The organism is Vibrio sp. 10N.239.312.D08 (assembly GCF_041466145.1).
In the GTDB taxonomy this organism is placed as follows: domain Bacteria; phylum Pseudomonadota; class Gammaproteobacteria; order Enterobacterales; family Vibrionaceae; genus Vibrio; species Vibrio crassostreae_C.
Map to the genome: position 1 here is coordinate 26,610 of NZ_JBFSSD010000005.1, position 17,693 is coordinate 44,302.

Sequence of the window (17,693 nt, forward strand, 5' to 3'; positions counted from 1 at the left end):
ACCATTCTGATGAAGTAGTTATTGCCATACTCACATTGATTGGTACATAACCATATCGAGTATTAACGAATAATACCGCGCTCAGAGTTCTCTAGCATTTCAAGCATAGGCGCTACCGAAGTAAACTCTTTTGCCATTTCAACTAAAGCCACTTTCGCTTCTTCAAGTGTTTTACCTGAACGGTATAACTCTTTGTACGCCTTCTGTAGTGCACGAATTTCAGGTTTTTCAAATCCGTTACGCTTCAAACCTACTAGATTAAGACCGAATGGAGCCGCGTGGTTACCCTGTGCAAGCACGTACGGCAGTACATCTTGAACAACTGCAGAACAACCACCAATGTATGCGTAAGCACCAATTGAGCAGAATGGGTGAATCGCAGAAAGTGCCATAACACCAGCGTAGTCGCCAACCGTTACATGACCGCCAAGAATAGCGTTGTTACCAATGTGAGTGTGGTTACCAACAATAACATCGTGCGCTACGTGAGCATTAACACAAAGTAAGTTGTCATCACCAATCACTGTGGTTGCTTTGTCTTGAACCGTACCACGATGGATTTGAACCGCTTCACGAATTACGTTGCGATCACCGATCACAACTGTTGTGTCTTCGCCGCCGTATTTCTTATCTTGGTTTTCTTCACCGATAACAGCGTGTGGGAAGATACGGTTTTCTTTACCAATGGTTGTGTGACCTTTGATCACAACGTGCGACATCACTTCAGTGTCGTCTCCAATGGTCACGTTACCAGCAATGTAAGTGAAAGGCCCAACCGTCACGTTAGCACCGATAGTTACATCACCTTCGATTACTGCTGCCGGGTGAATTTTCGCTGTTTCATGAATCATATTAAAACTCTCTACGAGCACATTTAAGTTCAGCTGAACATACAACTACGCCGTCAACCTTAGCAACACCATTAAACGATGCGATGCCACGACGTTCTTTTAAGAATTCAACTTCGATAACCAGTTGGTCACCAGGTACTACTGGCTTACGGAATTTTGCTTTATCAACACTTGCAAAGTAGTAAAGCTCGTTGCCAGAAGGCGCACCGAAAGATTTGAATGCTAGAAGGCCTGTTGCTTGTGCCATTGCTTCTAAGATCAACACGCCTGGGAATACAGGAAGCTGAGGGAAGTGGCCTGTGAACTGAGGTTCGTTAACAGAAACATTCTTAATTGCGGTCAGTGTTTTTTCTTTTTCAAAGCTAGTCACACGATCAACCATTAAGAATGGGTAGCGATGAGGTAGTAGTTCCTGAATTTCAGTAATGTTCATCGTTGTCTGTTCAGTAGTCAAAGTCGTATTCCTATGTATATTCTTTATTTAATTAGAAGGATTATAAACGAAAAAGACTCGCTGTACGCGAGCCTTTTATTAGAAATGCTGGAATTATGATTCCGCGCTCTTCTCAATAAGTTTTTCAACGGTTTTCAAACGCTTGTTCATTTCATCAATACGATGAACTCGCGTCGCTGTTTTACGCCAGTCTTTATTTGGCTGTAAAGGAATACCCGAAGAGTACATGCCTTTCTCAGTGATGCTGCGCATTACCATCCCCATACCGGTGATTGTAACGCCGTCAACGATTTCAATGTGACCATTAATCACACAACCACCACCAATAATACAGTACTTACCTATCGTCGTGCTGCCTGCAATGATAGTACCACCAGCAAGAGCTGAACCATATCCGATGTGAACATTGTGAGCAATCTGGAGTTGGTTATCTAGGATAACGTTGTCTTCGATGATTGTGTCATCTAATGCGCCGCGGTCGATGGTAGTACACGCGCCAATTTCTACGCGGTTACCAATGCGAACAGAGCCGACTTGCGGGATCTTAACCCATTCGCCTTTCTCGTTCGCATAACCAAAGCCATCAGAGCCAATAACAGTACTTGATTGGATCAGACATGCTTCACCAATCACAACTTCATGGTAAACACTTACGTTAGCCCACAGCTTAGTGCCTGCGCCAATTTTTGCATTTTTACCAATAAAGCAACCAGCACCGATGATCACATCATCACTAAGTACTACACCAGACTCAATCACAGCGTTCGCACCAATAGACACATTTTGTCCAATAGTTGCATCGCTAGAGATTGAAGCAGAATCAGCAATAGCCGCTGCGGGTGCAGGAGTAGTATCAAGCGCTTGAGCAACCTTAGCAAAAGCAACGTAAGGGTCACTAACCACAATAACGTTGGTCTTACACAATTCGCGCTCACTCTCTTTAACCATAATAGCGGACGCTTTACAGTCACCTAGGTGCTTGCTGTACTTCACGTTAGAAAGGAACGTAATGTTACCTTCTTGCGCTTTATCCATAGGAGCGACTGCTGAGACGGTAATCGTACCGTCTCCGTGTAGCTCTCCCCCAGTAATCGTTGCCAATTCGGCTAAAGTCAGGTTCTTCATAAAACTTATTTCAGTGATTTAATTACTTGCTCAGAGATGTTGTATTCAGGCTTACCGTATTGTAGAGCTTGAATATCAACGATCATGTCGTAGCCTTCTTTCTCTGCAACTTTAGTTACAGCATCTTGAATCACTTTGAACAGCTTCTGCTTCTCTTGTGCTTCACGACGTTGACTTGCTTTTTCTAATGCTTGAGCTTTGATTTTGTACTTGCTGTCTAGTTGGCCAACTTCGATACGAAGCTTCTCAACTTCTTCAGGACCTAGTAGCTCGCCATCACGCTTAAGCTTTTCAATCTTGGTTTTCGCTTCAGCTTGAATGCTTTGTAGCTCAGCCGCTTTATCTTTGAACTCATCCTGCATTTTTTGAAGAACAACTTCACGCTGAGGTAGAGCCTGGAATACTTGTGCAGTGTTTACATAACCCACTTTTTGCGCAGCTTCAGCAGCTGTTGCAAAGAAAGAAGAGCTAAGAACTACAAGGCCTAAACCTGCTGCTTTAATCATATTTTTCAAAATATTGTCCTTTAAATATTAGAAAGTTCTACCAATGGTAAATGTGAAGAACTCTTCATCATCACCTTCGTAAACTTTAATTGGTTTCGCTAGAGAGAAAACCAGTGGGCCCATTGGTGACATCCATTGAAGAGCGGCACCATAAGATGAACGGTAATTTGTTGGGTCAGAGTAATCGTAGTAGTACTGGCTGCCACTATTTGGTGCGCCGCGGTCTACGAACTCTGTGTCCCATACACTTGCCATGTCGAAGAAAACACTGGTTCGAATCTGGCTGCGCGCTTCATCAGAAGCAAACGGCGTTGGTACAATTAACTCTAAGCTTGCTAAGGCAACCGCGTTACCACCCACCGAATCATCAGTAGCGGTATCATAGGTTGGGTTGTTACCTGTGCTGCTTCCGTAAACGGCTTTCGGGCCAGCTGAGTTAGAACCAAAGCCACGTAGGGTTGTAAAACCACCTGCGTAGTAGTTCTCGTAGAATGGGAACAAGTTATCGTTACCATCTGTTTGACCATAACCATTACCATAGCCTAATCGGCCGCGCATCAATAGTGTGAACTCATGCTTTTTGGTCAGCGGGATGTAATGTTTTACATCGTACTGCATTTTGAAGTACTGAGCATCAGAGCCTGGTACCGTCATTTTAGCGAAAGCACGTTGGTGGTTACCCTCAGTTGGGAAGAAACCACGGTTCAAATTGTTACGCGTCCATGAAATATTGATATCGAAGTCATCGGTTAAGATGTGCTCGTCACCGTATTGGTCGATACTTCTCGCGAACTGTTCAACTTGGATATAAGTCGGTACGTTACCGATCTTGTTGTGCGTATAGCCCACACCAAACTCGATACGGTTCAGCTCATCCATAGGGAAACCCCATGTTAGGCTGGTACCGTAACTTTGGTTGGTATAGTCGACGATGCCCGCTTCAGAGGCTTCAAATTCGTTGTAGAAGATCTTACCGCCTAAGCTCACACCATCAAGGTTCCAGTATGGGTCACGGTAGTCTAAGCTCACGTTCTTTTGGTAATCATTCATCATGGCACTTACGCCAACACGGTTACCTGAACCTGCAAAGTTATCTTGTTGCAAACCAACTTGGAAACTAACACCTGATTCAGTACCGTAGCCAACACCAAAGTTGATACTGCCTGAGTTCGCTTCCTTAACGTTGTAAACCAAATCAACTTGGTCTTCACTGCCAGGAACACGCACTGTTTGTACATCAACCGTTTCAAAGAAACCTAAACGGTTAAGACGGCTCTTACCGGTATCAATGGACTTAGAGTTAAGCCAGCTGCCTTCCATTTGACGCATTTCACGACGCAGTACTTCGTCTTTCGTTGAGTTGTTACCCGTGAATCGAATATCACGAACATAGATACGGCTGCCCGCTTCTACATTGATAACCAACGACACTTCTTTGGTCTCATCGTCAAATTCAGGAATCGTGCGAACTTGTGGGTACGCGTAGCCAGATTCACCAAGAATTCGTTTTACGTTCTCTTCCAAAGACGTTACCGAAGAACCGTTGTACGTATCGCCGTCTTCGAATGGCACTAACGCTTCGAAGTCAGCCTCACGACCGATTAATTCACCACGGAAAGAGACATCTTTAACGGTGTAGGCTTCGCCTTCATCGAGGCCAAGCGTGATGTAAACACCTTTTTTGTCTGGAGAGATCGCCACCTGCGTAGAGTCAACCTTAAACTTAAGGTAACCACGGTCAAGGTAGTAAGATTTCAGCGCTTCGATATCACCGGCTAATACTTGCTTTTGGTATTTTTCATCCGCAAGGAAATTCCACCATGCAACATCAACATTCAGATTGAAACGACTAAGCAGTTCAGAGTCAGAGAAGACTTCATTACCGATAAAGTTGATTTGCTGAATCTTAGCGGATACGCCCTCAGTAAACACAAACTTAAGGTCAGAACGGTTACGTGGCAGAGGTGTCACAACCGCTTTTACTGTCGCGTTGTACTTACCAACACTGTAGTAAAAATCTTCAAGGCCTTTTTCAATGTTACTCAGCGTAGTACGGTCAAGGGCTTCACCTTCACGAACACCAGACGCATCTAGGTTCTGCTGAAGTTGCTCTTCTTTGATCGCTTTGTTACCCGAGAATGAAATGCTCGCGATGGTCGGTCGTTCTTTCACTTGAACAACTAAAACACCTTCATCGCGAAGGACTTTAACGTCCTCGAAGTTACCTGAAGCATACAGTGCACGAATGATCTCAGATACATCGCTTTCATCCACTTCATCGCCAATACGCACTGGCATTTTCAGTAGAGCAGCACCAAGTGCAACACGCTGTAAACCTTCGATCTTGATATCTTGAACCACAAAGTTTTGTGCTCCGTTCGCAGCCACACTAGTGGCCAATAGACTTGCGAACAGAATTTGCTTAATCGCCATACTTATTCTAATTATTCCTTGCTACTACCAATGCCTGTGAGAAACCATTCACAGACGAGTAAAATCATTAAATATTGCCAGAGCCATCAAAGAGAAGAGGATTGCACCTCCCACTCTGTATCCCATTTCCTGAACTTTTTCAGGCACCGGTTTACGAGTAACGGCCTCAATAGCGAAAAAGAGCAAATGTCCGCCATCAAGCATAGGCAGCGGAACCAAATTAATAATCCCTAAGTTAACACTAATCAGAGCCAAAAAGCCCAAGAAGTAAACCAGACCATAATCGGCGGTTGTACCTGCACCTTTAGCGATTGAAATAGGGCCACTCAAGTTGTTTAAGCCAACATCACCAACGATGAGCTTCTTAAGCATTGTCAGTGTCAATCCAATGATTTGACCTGTTTTATCAAATGCTTTTCCTACAGACTCAATTACACCAAATTGTAACTCAAAGCGATAATCTTCTGGCCATTCTGCGACTTCCGGAGCAATACCTGCATAGCCGATTGTCGAACCATCAGAAAGCTCTCGACTTTTGGGTGTCATAACCAATGACTGCTCGGCACCATTTCGCAATACGACCAAGTCCAATGATGTCATTGGATTAGCACGAATTAACTCAACAACCGACTGCCACTGTTCAATAGGTTGCCCGTTAATCTCAACAATTTTATCGCCAGCTTCAAGACCTGCATCGTATGCAGCGCCATCATCAATGATTTGAGCCAGTACGGTCGATATCTCTGGAGAATACGGTCTAAAGCCCAGCGTTGTCATTGCAGATTCAGTTTCTGGGTTGAACGACCAGTCTGAAATATCCAATGTCATTTGTTGCTCAAAGCCGATGTCGTCTTGAGAAGCAACCGTCACTGTCATGGATTGATCACCAATGTGCGATATCAACCCCATATTGACTGATTCCCAATCTGCGGTTTTGATTCCTGAAATAGATTTAAGTTCCATTCCAGTTTCAATTCCGGCTTGTGCAGCAATAGATTGTGGAGTGACTTCACCAATCACGGGCTTAACCGCGGGTACGCCAATCAAAAATACTAACCAATACGCGAACACCGCAAAGATAAAATTGAATGCAGGGCCTGCACCCACAATCGCCGTTCGTTTCCAAAGCGGCTTCTTGTCGAAAGCGTATTGCTGTTGATCTTCAGAAAGATCGTCAACACGACCATCGAGCATCTTAACGTAGCCGCCCAGTGGAATCACTGACAAGCTGTATTCAGTACCATCACGGCCCACTTTACTCCAGATTGATTTACCAAAACCAATCGAGAATTTTTCAACTTTCACACCACAACGACGAGCGACCCAGAAGTGTCCAAACTCATGAACAGCAACCAGAATGCCAAGCGCTACGATAAAAGATGCGAAGTTCCACAGAATTCCACTCATGCTAGCTGCTCTTTAATAAATTGAATGGCTATTTGACGAGACATATTATCGAGCTCGAGAAGGCTTTCCAAGCTATCTAAACCCTCAGAGTTATGTTGTTCACATACTTTGCTCATAACGTGTTCGTTAATGACAGCAATATCGGTAAACTTCACCTGATTGTTCAAGAAAGCATCGACCGCGATCTCGTTTGCTGCATTAATGGCTGTTGTCGCATGCTGACCTAAGTAGCACGCTTCAATCGCTAACCTCAAACACGGGTAACGACTGAAATCTGGTTCTAAGAAGGTAAGCTCACCCACTTTAGTAAAGTCTAAAGGCTTAACACCCGCCTCGGTACGATTAGGGTAAGACATCGTCAAAGCGATTGGCGTTGCCATATCTGGTTCGCCCATTTGAGCAAGCACAGAGCCATCCTTGTACTGAACCATCGAGTGAATCACAGACTGCGGGTGAATGATGACCTTTAACTGCTCCTGAGAAGCATTAAATAGCCATTTCGCTTCAATGTACTCTAGCCCTTTATTCATCATAGTCGCAGAATCGACAGAGATCTTAGGCCCCATAGACCAGTTAGGGTGTGCAATTGCGCGTTCAGGAGTCACTGATTCGAGTTCAGCCACATCGGTATAACGGAAAGGACCACCAGAACCAGTCAGAAGAATATGGTTAATGCCGTTTTCTTCAAGGTTACAGCGGCCTAGGTTAGTTTGTACGTTCTGCGGAAGGCATTGGAAAATAGCATTATGCTCGCTATCGACAGGAAGCAGCTCTGCACCGTATTTTTCCACGGCGTCGATAAACAACTGCCCAGACATCACCAAAGCTTCTTTGTTTGCAAGCAAGATACGCTTGCCCGCTTTAACCGCAGACATAGTAGGAAGTAAACCAGCGGCACCAACAATCGCGGCCATTACCGTGTCCACTTCCTCTAGAGAAGCAACCTGACACATGCCTTCAGTGCCTGAAAGTACTTTTACGTTAGGGTAACTCACGGACAACACTTCAGTCAGTTGAGACGCTGCATCAGAGCAAGCCATAGCAACATAGCTTGGTTGCCACTTTTCAACTAACGCCAGCATCTTTTCAACATTCGAGCCTGCAGCCAGTGCAACCACTGAATAGAGATCTGGGTTTTGCTCAACGACTTTTAGTGTACTTGCACCAATTGAGCCGGTAGCGCCAAGGATAGTTAGATTTCGCATCACATATGACCGTAGAAATGTAATAAAGGGCAGAATCACTGCCCTTTTTTATTAGAATGCTAAATAAAGCAGAGCAAAGACAGGGAATGCAGCCGTTAAGCTATCTATTCTATCTAGTATACCACCATGACCAGGAATCAGATTACTGCTGTCTTTCACCCCAGAAACACGCTTAAACATGCTTTCAACAAGGTCACCTAGAACAGAAATAACAACGGTCACAAGGGTAATAACAATCATGTGAAGTGGGCTTGTGAATTGGATGTCAAACAAGTCAGCAAAGATCCAAGCCACGATCACCGCAGTAATAATGCCACCGATAAGACCTTCAATCGTCTTATTAGGGCTTACCGCTGGTGCCATTTTACGCTTACCAAAACTCTTTCCTGAAAAGTATGCGCCGCTATCTGCAGCCCAAACAAGCAAGCAAACAAACATCACCAGTTTAGCACCGTGGTAAGGATCAGCATCGATACCGTTAGCACGCAGGATAACCACACTCCAGAAGAATGGCAGCAGAGTCAGCACACCAAAGGCGTGACGAAGAAGAGAAGAGTCTTTCCATGCAGGCATAGACTTAGGATAAGTCACCGCCATGCCACTCGCGATTACCCACCAAATCGAGCCAATCGTTAGAATGGCGTAGTGAGCAGTAGACAAGTTATTAAGGCTAAATGCATCAAAAGGGATAAAAGCAAAACTTGCAGCACTTACCACAACCGTTGGAATCAACGCTACATAACGTGATTTGCTTTCAACAAACTGAGTCCACTCCCAAAAACCCAATAGCGAGATTACCGCTAGTGAAAGAATAAATGTAGGAAGTGATAACTCGAAAATACCTAGAATAACTAGGGGAGCTAAAATCAACGCCGTAATAATTCGTTGTTTCAAACCAAAAAATCCTTATTAACTGTCCATCAGAGCTTTAATTTGCTCACCGGTGCATCCAAAACGACGCTCACGGTTAACAAACCAAGTCACAGCTTCTACTAAGCTGTCTTCATTAAAGTCTGGCCAGAATTGTTCAGTGAAATACATTTCGGCGTAAGCCAACTGCCAAAGCATAAAATTACTAATGCGGCATTCGCCACTGGTACGGATAAGTAGATCGACTTCAGGAATATCTGCCATTGTCAGGTGCTGTGTAATCATAGCTTCATCAATGTCATCTACATTAATATCACCAGACTTTACCTGTTGAGCAATAGAGGTCATTGCTTGCTGAATATCCCACTTACCGCCGTAGTTAGCTGCAATATTAATAACCATACCCGTATTGGTGCTAGTCAAAGCTTCCGCTTCTTCTATCTTCTTTTGTAGTCGATCATTGAAACGACTTTTATCACCAATAACACGAAGTTGTAGATTATTTTTATGAAGCTTTTTAACTTCACTCGACAGCACTGAAATAAACAGTTCCATCAAGATACCGACTTCTTCTTCAGGACGACGCCAGTTTTCGCTACTAAATGCAAAAAGAGTAACGGCTTTAATGCCAAGTCTGGCTGCAGAAGAGATAGTTTTACGAACGGCTTGAACACCGTTTTTATGGCCAAAGACGCGAGGCTTGCCCTGAGCTTTTGCCCAGCGACCATTACCATCCATAATGATAGCAATGTGTTTAGGAAGAGAGTCTGTGAACGCTTGAGAATTATGCATAAAAGAGTGAATCAAATTCTAATAGTCGAACAGAGTAGCATAAAAAAACGCTGCACCGTGAGTACAGCGTTTTTCCGGAAAGAAAAGAATATGGAAAATTAAACTTCCATCAACTCTTTTTCTTTAACAGCTAGAACTTCGTCTACGTTCTTAACCGCAGCGTCAGTTAGCTTTTGAATTTCGTCTTGTGCTTTACGATCTTCATCTTCAGAGATTTCTTTATCTTTAAGAAGTGCTTTTAGATCGCCATTCGCGTCACGACGGATGTTACGGATAGCAACACGGCCACCTTCAGCTTCGCCACGAACGATTTTAACTAGGTCTTTACGACGCTCTTCCGTTAGCGGTGGAAGTGGAACACGGATAACTGTACCCGCAGACATAGGGTTTAGGCCTAGGTCAGATGTCAGGATTGCTTTTTCAACTAGAGGAGTCAGTGTTTTATCAAACACTGTAATAGCTAGTGTACGTGCATCTTCAGCGATAACGTTAGCTACTTGAGTCAAAGGCGTTGGAGCACCGTAGTACTCAACAGTAAGACCAGAAAGTAGGCTCGGGTGCGCACGGCCTGTACGAATCTTTTGCAGGCTGTTTTTTAGTGCATCAACACTTTTTACCATGCGCTCTTGAGCGTCTTTTTTGATTTCGTTAATCACAATTTCACCTTGATTATGTTCTTTCTTCAAGAAAGCTTTTTATTTGGAGTGATAAGGATAAGCTTACCAAGGTACAACACCTCAGTAAGCCCGAAAAATTAGTCAGCGTCGCTGATTAATGTACCTTCAGTTTCACCCATAACCACGCGACGTAGTGCGCCTGGTTTATTCATGTTAAATACACGGATTGGCATTTTGTGATCACGTGCTAGCGTAAATGCAGCCAAGTCCATTACTTTAAGTTCTTTATCAAGAACCGTGTTGTAAGACAACGTATCATACAACTCTGCGTCTGGGTTTGCTACAGGGTCAGAAGTAAATACACCATCTACTTTTGTCGCTTTTAGAACTACGTCAGCTTCGATTTCGATACCACGTAGACATGCAGCAGAATCCGTAGTGAAGAATGGGTTACCCGTACCAGCAGAGAAGATCACAACGCGACCTTGACGTAGTTGGCTGATTGCATCTGCCCAGTTGTAGTCGTCACACACACCTTTAAGAGGGATTGCAGACATTACACGTGCGTTTACGTAAGCACGGTGAAGAGCGTCACGCATTGCAAGGCCGTTCATTACCGTTGCAAGCATACCCATGTGGTCACCAACAACGCGGTTCATGCCAGCTTCAGCAAGACCAGCACCACGGAACAAGTTACCGCCACCGATAACAACACCAACTTGAACGCCTAGTTCAACCAATTCTTTTACTTCTTGAGCCATACGATCAAGGATCGTTGGGTCAATACCAAAACCTTCTTCGCCTTGTAGCGCTTCACCGCTAAGTTTTAACAGAATACGTTGATACACTGGTTTAGGGTTCGTAGTCATGGAGTTTACCTTCCAAAGAGTTGATGATTAACAGTCATGGATAAAAACTGAAGAGCTCAGTTTGCATTCATAACAGCTAAAAGTCGGAAATAATTCATTATTCATAAAAAGACCGCAGCATTTGCCACGGTCTTTTTCAAACAATACGCTAAGGATTAACCTTTTTGTACCGCAGCAACTTCGTCAGCGAAGCTCATTTCAGCCGCTTTCTCGATGCCTTCACCAACTTCTAGACGTACGAAGTCAGATACTGAAGCGCCTTTCTCTTTCAGGATAGCGCCAACAGTTTGCTTAGGCTCCATGATGAAAGCTTGACCAGTTAGAGAGATTTCGCCCGTGAATTTCTTCATACGGCCAACAACCATTTTCTCTGCGATTTCAGCTGGTTTGCCTTCGTTCATAGCGATTTCAACTTGAACTGCTTTTTCTTTCTCAACTACGTCTGCAGGTACGTCTTCTGGGTTTAGGAACTCAGGACGTGATGCAGCAACGTGCATTGCAACGTGCTTAAGCGTTTCAGCTTCGCCTTCACCAGCAACAACAACACCGATTTTCTCGCCGTGACGGTAAGAAGCTAGTGCAACACCTTCAACGAATTGTACGCGACGGATGTTGATGTTTTCACCGATCTTAGTTACTAGTGCAATACGCGCTTCTTCAAATTTAGCTTGAAGAGCAGCGATTTCTAGACGTTCTGCTAGAGCAACTTCAGCAACTTCGTTAGCGAATGCAAGGAAACCTGCATCTTTAGCTACGAAATCAGTTTGGCAGTTAACTTCAAGAAGAGCAGCTGCGCCGTTTGCTTCTTTGATGATGATTGCGCCTTCAGCAGCAACGTTACCAGCTTTTTTAGCTGCTTTCGCTGCGCCAGATTTACGCATGTTTTCAATTGCTAGCTCGATGTCGCCTTCAGCAGCAACAAGTGCTTTTTTACATTCCATCATGCCCGCAGCTGTGCGTTCACGAAGTTCTTTAACTAGAGCTGCAGTTACAGTTGCCATTCTCTATTCCTCAGTAAATTCTAAAAAAGATAAAAAACAGGGGCCTAATTAATTGGCCCCTGATATTGACTGTATTCAGTCCGTTAAGCCACCGATTATGACCGCTTAATATGAACTAAATATGGCTCAGAGCCGCTATTATTCAGCTTCTACAAAACCGTCTTTTTCAGCAGCTACAGCAGCAACATCTTTGTTACGACCTTCTTTAACCGCGTCTGCAGCAGCGTTTAGGTAAAGCTGTACTGCACGGATTGCATCATCGTTACCTGGGATAACGAAGTCAACGCCGTCTGGGTTAGAGTTAGTATCAACTACAGCGTAAACTGGGATACCTAGGTTGTTTGCTTCTTTAACTGCGATGTGTTCGTGATCAGCATCGATTACGAATAGAGCGTCTGGAAGGCCGCCCATGTTCTTAATACCACCAAGAGATTTCTCTAGCTTCTCCATTTCACGAGTACGCATTAGAGCTTCTTTCTTAGTAAGCTTGTCGAAAGTACCGTCTTGAGCTTGCGCTTCAAGTTCTTTCAGACGCTTGATAGACTGACGAACAGTTTTGTAGTTCGTTAGCATACCGCCTAACCAGCGGTTGTTAACGTAGAACTGGTTGCTGTTGATAGCAGCTTCTTTAACAGCTTCAGATGCAGCGCGCTTAGTACCAACAAAAAGAACTTTACCTTTCTTCTCGCCAACTTTAGCAATTTCAGCTAGAGCGTCGTTGAACATTGGTACAGTTTTTTCTAGGTTGATGATATGTACTTTGTTACGAGCACCAAAGATGAATGGCTTCATTTTTGGGTTCCAGTAACGAGTTTGGTGACCGAAGTGAACACCAGCTTTAAGCATATCGCGCATTGATACAGTTGCCATTTTAAAATCCTCTATGGGGTTAGGCCTCCACATCCCCCATGAATCCGACCCCTAACAACTAACCACTTTTCAGCCGTTATCTATGTTGTTGAGGCACCCCGGAACATGTGTCGGAATGTGTGTGATTTAAAGAAATAAGTTAGTGGACACAAAGCTTGTTTCGCCAATTGGAGAAAACAGTCCTGATGTCCGGCGCGCTTTATACCATATTTTGTCTATCTATGGCTAGAAAAAATTCTAAAAATGGCGACTGCTATACTGATCCCTATCGGCGAATTTCACCTATAAATAGTGTCGCTATTCATTCACTTCTGTCTCAATAAATTGATCACGATTCACTCACGTTGAGCAGTATCCACCAGCAATGTATGGGCATGGGAATGTTGCGCTAAATTGCTGCACTGATAGAATAGCCCCAATATGCACACTTAGGTGCTACCAAATTAAGAGATATGCAATGGCTGTAAAAATTAAAACTGCTGAAGAAATTGAAAAAATGCGCGTCGCCGGCAAGCTGGCCGCTGACATTATTGAGATGATCGAACCTCACATCCAAGTGGGTACCACGACGGAAGAGCTCAATACGCTTTGTCATGAGTACGCTCTAGAAAGAGGTGCATACTCTGCGCCACTCGATTACCACGGTTTCCCTAAGTCTATCTGTACGTCTATCAATCATATTGTGTGTCACGGCATTCCCGCGTCACAAGACGAGACGGGTAGCACAGGTCAATTCAAACCTGCGGTACTCAAAGATGGCGACATTCTGAACGTTGATATCACAGTTATCATCCCTGATGACGCAAATGCCGATCTTAGTACTCGCCCTCAAGGCTACCACGGTGACACCTCTAAGATGTTCCTAGTGGGTGAGGTTTCACCTGCAAACAAGCGTCTGTGCATGGTTGCTCAAGAAGCACTTTACGAAGGCATGCGCCAAGTTAAGCCAGGTGTTCAACTTGGTCAAATCGGTACTGCTATCGAGAAGTACATCAAAACAAACAACAAGAACAACCCACGCGCTAAGTTCTCTATTGTTAAAGATTACTGTGGTCACGGCATTGGTTCTGAATTCCACGAAGATCCACAAGTAGTTCACTACAAGAACAGCGATCGCACCGTGCTAAAAGCAGGCATGTGCTTCACTATCGAGCCAATGATCAACGCGGGTAAGTTTGGCTGTCGTCTTGATGACGAAGATAGCTGGACAGTATACACAGCAGACAGCAAGAACTCGGCTCAATGGGAGCACACTCTGGTTGTAACTGATACTGGTTGTGAAGTACTAACACTGCGCAGCGATGATACAATCCCACGTATCATGAAGAACGCTTAGTTCACCGAACTGAGCGCATCAGCCTTTTAAAAATATCCTCGCATTGTCGAGGATATTTTTTATCCACTCAATTTCGATTTTCCATCAGCTTCTGTTAAATTGTTTACTATTCTCATTTGCTTGCACGGATAGCAGACTATGCCTTATCAATGCCCTCTTACGTTCAATGACGAACAAATTGAAATCTGCGAATTAAAAAATCAGCTCGAGATCTTCACGCAGTATCAAAAAAATGAATTTCTGAACCACCATCCCGTCACCGATTTGGTTCTACTGCGCTCCGAATACATGGATTTACTTCTCAATCGTTTGTGGGAAAATTTCGGATTCAACAAACTGCCTCATATTTCACTTGTCGCAGTGGGTGGTTATGGTCGTGGCGAACTGCATCCTTTGTCTGACATTGATATTCTCATTGTCTCGCAAAAAACACTACCACCAGCTCTTGGTGAAAAGGTCAGTCAATTCATTACTCTACTTTGGGATTTAAAGCTCGAAGTTGGCCATGCTGTGCGAACTATTACTGAGTGTCTCGATATCGGCACCGATGATTTAACCGTCGCGACCAACCTACAAGAGTCGCGATTGTTATGTGGTAGTGAAGACACTTTCCAAGAACTAAAACTGAAGATTCATTCCGATTCATTTTGGCCAAGTGAGACGTTTTACAAAGCCAAGATTCAAGAACAGAGAGAGCGTCATGCTCGCTACCACGACACCACCTATAATTTAGAACCGGACATCAAATCGACTCCGGGAGGGCTCAGAGACATCCATACCCTGAGCTGGGTTGCGCGTCGCCACTTCGGCGCGACCTCTTTGTTAGAGATGAGCAAATACGGCTTTCTGACCGATGCTGAATATCGTGAGCTCGTTGAGTGCCAAGATTTTTTATGGCGTGTTCGCTTTGCATTGCATATTGAACTGCGCCGTTACGACAACCGTTTAACGTTCGCGCATCAAGCTCAAGTCGCTGAACATCTGGGTTATACGGGTGAAGGAAACCGTGGTGTTGAGATGATGATGAAAGAGTTCTACCGAACCCTTCGTCGTGTTGCTGAACTGAATAAGATGCTGCTTAAGCTGTTCGATCAAGCGATCATCAATGGCGGTCAAACCCAAGACGCTGAAATTCTCGATAGTGATTTCCAACGTCGAGGTTCGTTGATCGAAGCGCGCAAGCCTGCCCTATTCCAAGCAAGACCAGAAACCATTCTCGATATGTTCATCCATATCGCCAATGACTCGACTATCGAAGGGGTAAGTCCACCAACATTGCGACAACTGCGTACGGCACGCCGTCGATTGAACCGATTCCTGCATACCATTCCTGAAGCTCGTGACAAGTTCATGGATCTAGTTCGCCACCCTAATGCCCTGCACAAAGCCTTTAGCTTAATGCACAAATTGGGCGTGCTCTCTGCGTACTTACCGCAGTGGAGCCAGATCGTTGGTCAGATGCAGTTTGACCTATTCCATGTTTACACCGTGGATGAGCACAGTATCCGCCTGCTCAAGCACATCAACCGCTTTGGTCAAATCGAAAACCACGATAAGCACCCTATCTGCTGTGAAGTCTATCCTCGAGTACAGAAGAAAGAGTTGCTGATCCTTGCCGCTATCTTCCATGACATCGGCAAAGGCCGCGGCGGAGACCACTCTGAGATAGGTGCGGTTGAGGCTTACTCTTTCTGTATTGAACACGGGCTATCGAAGCCTGAAGCCAAACAAGTCGCGTGGTTGGTACAAAATCACCTATTGATGTCAGTAACGGCTCAACGTCGTGATATCTACGACCCAGATGTGATCACCGAATTCGCCAAAAAAGTGCGTGATGAAGAATCACTCGAGCTACTGGTTTGTTTAACCGTTGCCGATATCTGTGCGACTAACCCTGAGCTATGGAACAGTTGGAAACGAACCCTGTTAGCTGAGCTGTTCCACTCAACGCAGCGAGCACTGCGCCGCGGCTTGGAAAACCCTGTCGATGTCAGAGACCGTATTCGTCACAACCAACAAATGGCATCAGCACTGCTGCGTAAAGAAGGCTTCACCGCTCGTGAGATTGAAGTGTTGTGGCAACGCTTTAAGGCCGATTATTTCTTGCGTCACACACATAAACAAATCGCTTGGCACTGTGAGCACTTACTTCGCCTAGAAGACCCAAGCCAACCGTTAGTGCTGATCAGTAAGAAAGCGACGCGTGGTGGCACAGAAGTGTTCGTTTATTGTAAAGACCAAGCAGCACTGTTTGCGACCGTGGTTGCCGAACTCGACAGACGTAACTTTAACGTTCATGACGCGCAGGTCATGGTTAGCAAAGATGGTCATGTTTTGGATACCTTTATCGTACTAGACCAGCACGGCGAAGCGATTGATGAAGCAAGACACAAAGCCGTTGCTAAACATCTGACTCATGTATTGACTGATGGCCGCCCGACTAAGATTAAGACGCGTCGCACGCCACGTAACTTGCAACACTTTAAGGTCAAAACCTTAGTTGAGTTCCTACCAACCAAGAGCAAGAAACGTACCTTGATGGAGTTAAGAGCTCTTGATACGCCGGGGTTATTGGCTCAAGTCGGTGCAACCTTTGCGGAGCTAGACATCAACTTGCACGGTGCGAAAATCACCACGATAGGTGAGAGAGCTGAAGATTTGTTTATTCTGACCAGTGATGCGGGAGGCAGACTGTCTGAAGAACAGGAACAAGCGCTAAGAGAAAGGTTAACTGAGCATGTTTCAGAACTCGCACCTTAGAAAGCGAATTCAGTCTAAAAACAGGTTTAATAACCAAATAAGTGTGGGCAAAGATAGAGAGCGATCTTGCCCACAACTTACAATCAATTCACAGATATCAACTATCTAGCTCGTCGTTAGGCTGCTACATTGATCAAGTCAATTACATAAAAGTATTACATTCATAACCTAGAGGTCGCTTATGTATCCAAACCTCACTGGCTTAGGTATCCACGAACCTAAACAGATTGAACGTTACTCCCTTCGCCAAGAAGCGCACAAAGATATCCTGAAGATTTACTTTCGTAAGCAGAAAGGGGAACTGTTCGCGAAAAGCGTTAAATTTAAGTACCCACGACAAGTAAAAAGTGTGCTTGTTAGCGGTGGCAATAATCAATACAAAGAAGTGACAGAGATTAACCGCAACCTCACTCTTGTGATTGATGAACTCAACAAAATCACCAAACCGACGCCAACGGCTGAGGTGGATGTGAAGCAGAAGATCCTTACCGACTTACGCCATCTAGAGAAAGTGGTATCAAGCAAGATCGCTGAGATCGAAGCTGATCTAGAAAAGCTAAAATGATCCCGCGACTAACTATTACTGTTAACTAACCA

General features: G+C 44.5%; 16 protein-coding genes. 3 read left to right on the forward strand and 13 right to left on the reverse strand.

What is annotated here, in order from left to right; genetic code table 11:
* Positions 1–62: 62 nt before the first annotated feature.
* The 13 genes from lpxA to rpsB form a co-directional block, all read right to left on the reverse strand.
* Positions 63–851, reverse strand: a complete 789-nt coding sequence (gene lpxA / locus AB6D58_RS04185) for an acyl-ACP--UDP-N-acetylglucosamine O-acyltransferase (RefSeq protein ID WP_017066405.1) — start codon at positions 849–851, stop codon at positions 63–65.
* Position 852: 1 nt separating this feature from the next.
* Positions 853–1,305, reverse strand: a complete 453-nt coding sequence (gene fabZ, locus AB6D58_RS04190) for a 3-hydroxyacyl-ACP dehydratase FabZ (protein ID WP_009847408.1) — start codon at positions 1,303–1,305, stop codon at positions 853–855.
* Between the two features lie 93 nt (positions 1,306–1,398).
* Positions 1,399–2,430 carry a UDP-3-O-(3-hydroxymyristoyl)glucosamine N-acyltransferase gene (lpxD, locus tag AB6D58_RS04195; RefSeq protein ID WP_017066404.1) on the reverse strand — a complete coding sequence of 344 codons (1,032 nt, stop codon included), beginning with the start codon at positions 2,428–2,430 and terminating at the stop codon, positions 1,399–1,401.
* Between the two features lie 5 nt (positions 2,431–2,435).
* Positions 2,436–2,936, reverse strand: a complete 501-nt coding sequence (locus AB6D58_RS04200; RefSeq protein WP_372156573.1) for an OmpH family outer membrane protein — start codon at positions 2,934–2,936, stop codon at positions 2,436–2,438.
* Between the two features lie 27 nt (positions 2,937–2,963).
* Entirely contained in the window at positions 2,964–5,369 is a 2,406-nt protein-coding gene (gene bamA / locus AB6D58_RS04205; protein WP_372127838.1) for an outer membrane protein assembly factor BamA, read from the reverse strand.
* Positions 5,370–5,417: 48 nt separating this feature from the next.
* Positions 5,418–6,776 (reverse strand): sigma E protease regulator RseP, encoded by a 1,359-nt coding sequence (gene rseP / locus AB6D58_RS04210; protein ID WP_017060736.1) that lies wholly within the window; start codon positions 6,774–6,776, stop codon positions 5,418–5,420.
* Positions 6,773–7,981, reverse strand: a complete 1,209-nt coding sequence (ispC, locus tag AB6D58_RS04215) for a 1-deoxy-D-xylulose-5-phosphate reductoisomerase (RefSeq protein ID WP_017060737.1) — start codon at positions 7,979–7,981, stop codon at positions 6,773–6,775. The genes rseP and ispC overlap by 4 nt, the downstream gene beginning before the upstream one ends.
* Before the next feature lie 51 nt (positions 7,982–8,032).
* A complete protein-coding gene (locus AB6D58_RS04220; RefSeq protein WP_017063365.1) occupies positions 8,033–8,875 on the reverse strand; it encodes a phosphatidate cytidylyltransferase in 843 nt (280 codons plus the stop codon).
* A gap of 15 nt (positions 8,876–8,890) precedes the next feature.
* The gene (locus AB6D58_RS04225) at positions 8,891–9,643 is read right to left on the reverse strand and encodes an isoprenyl transferase (RefSeq protein ID WP_017063364.1); all 753 of its coding nucleotides are present in this window, start codon (positions 9,641–9,643) and stop codon (positions 8,891–8,893) included.
* Positions 9,644–9,741: 98 nt separating this feature from the next.
* Positions 9,742–10,299 (reverse strand): ribosome recycling factor, encoded by a 558-nt coding sequence (gene frr, locus AB6D58_RS04230; protein ID WP_017060741.1) that lies wholly within the window; start codon positions 10,297–10,299, stop codon positions 9,742–9,744.
* A gap of 98 nt (positions 10,300–10,397) precedes the next feature.
* Entirely contained in the window at positions 10,398–11,129 is a 732-nt protein-coding gene (gene pyrH / locus AB6D58_RS04235) for a UMP kinase (RefSeq protein ID WP_017060742.1), read from the reverse strand.
* 155 nt (positions 11,130–11,284) lie between these two features.
* Positions 11,285–12,130, reverse strand: coding sequence for a translation elongation factor Ts (gene tsf, locus AB6D58_RS04240; protein WP_010436487.1), 846 nt, complete (start codon positions 12,128–12,130; stop codon positions 11,285–11,287).
* A 138-nt stretch (positions 12,131–12,268) separates the two neighbouring features.
* Complete coding sequence (gene rpsB, locus AB6D58_RS04245) at positions 12,269–13,000, reverse strand: 30S ribosomal protein S2 (RefSeq protein ID WP_009847420.1); 732 nt, start codon at positions 12,998–13,000, stop codon at positions 12,269–12,271.
* A 457-nt stretch (positions 13,001–13,457) separates the two neighbouring features.
* Here rpsB and map point away from each other — a divergent pair, with 457 nt between their 5' ends.
* The 3 genes from map (at position 13,458) to AB6D58_RS04260 (ending at position 17,661) form a co-directional block, all read left to right on the forward strand.
* Complete coding sequence (gene map, locus AB6D58_RS04250) at positions 13,458–14,336, forward strand: type I methionyl aminopeptidase (RefSeq protein ID WP_017060743.1); 879 nt, start codon at positions 13,458–13,460, stop codon at positions 14,334–14,336.
* Positions 14,337–14,474: 138 nt separating this feature from the next.
* Positions 14,475–17,096 (forward strand): bifunctional uridylyltransferase/uridylyl-removing protein GlnD, encoded by a 2,622-nt coding sequence (gene glnD / locus AB6D58_RS04255; protein ID WP_372112407.1) that lies wholly within the window; start codon positions 14,475–14,477, stop codon positions 17,094–17,096.
* A gap of 181 nt (positions 17,097–17,277) precedes the next feature.
* Positions 17,278–17,661: a DUF3461 family protein gene (locus AB6D58_RS04260; protein WP_004734354.1), complete on the forward strand. Its 384-nt coding sequence runs from the start codon at positions 17,278–17,280 to the stop codon at positions 17,659–17,661.
* The last annotated feature ends 32 nt before the right edge of the window (positions 17,662–17,693 follow it).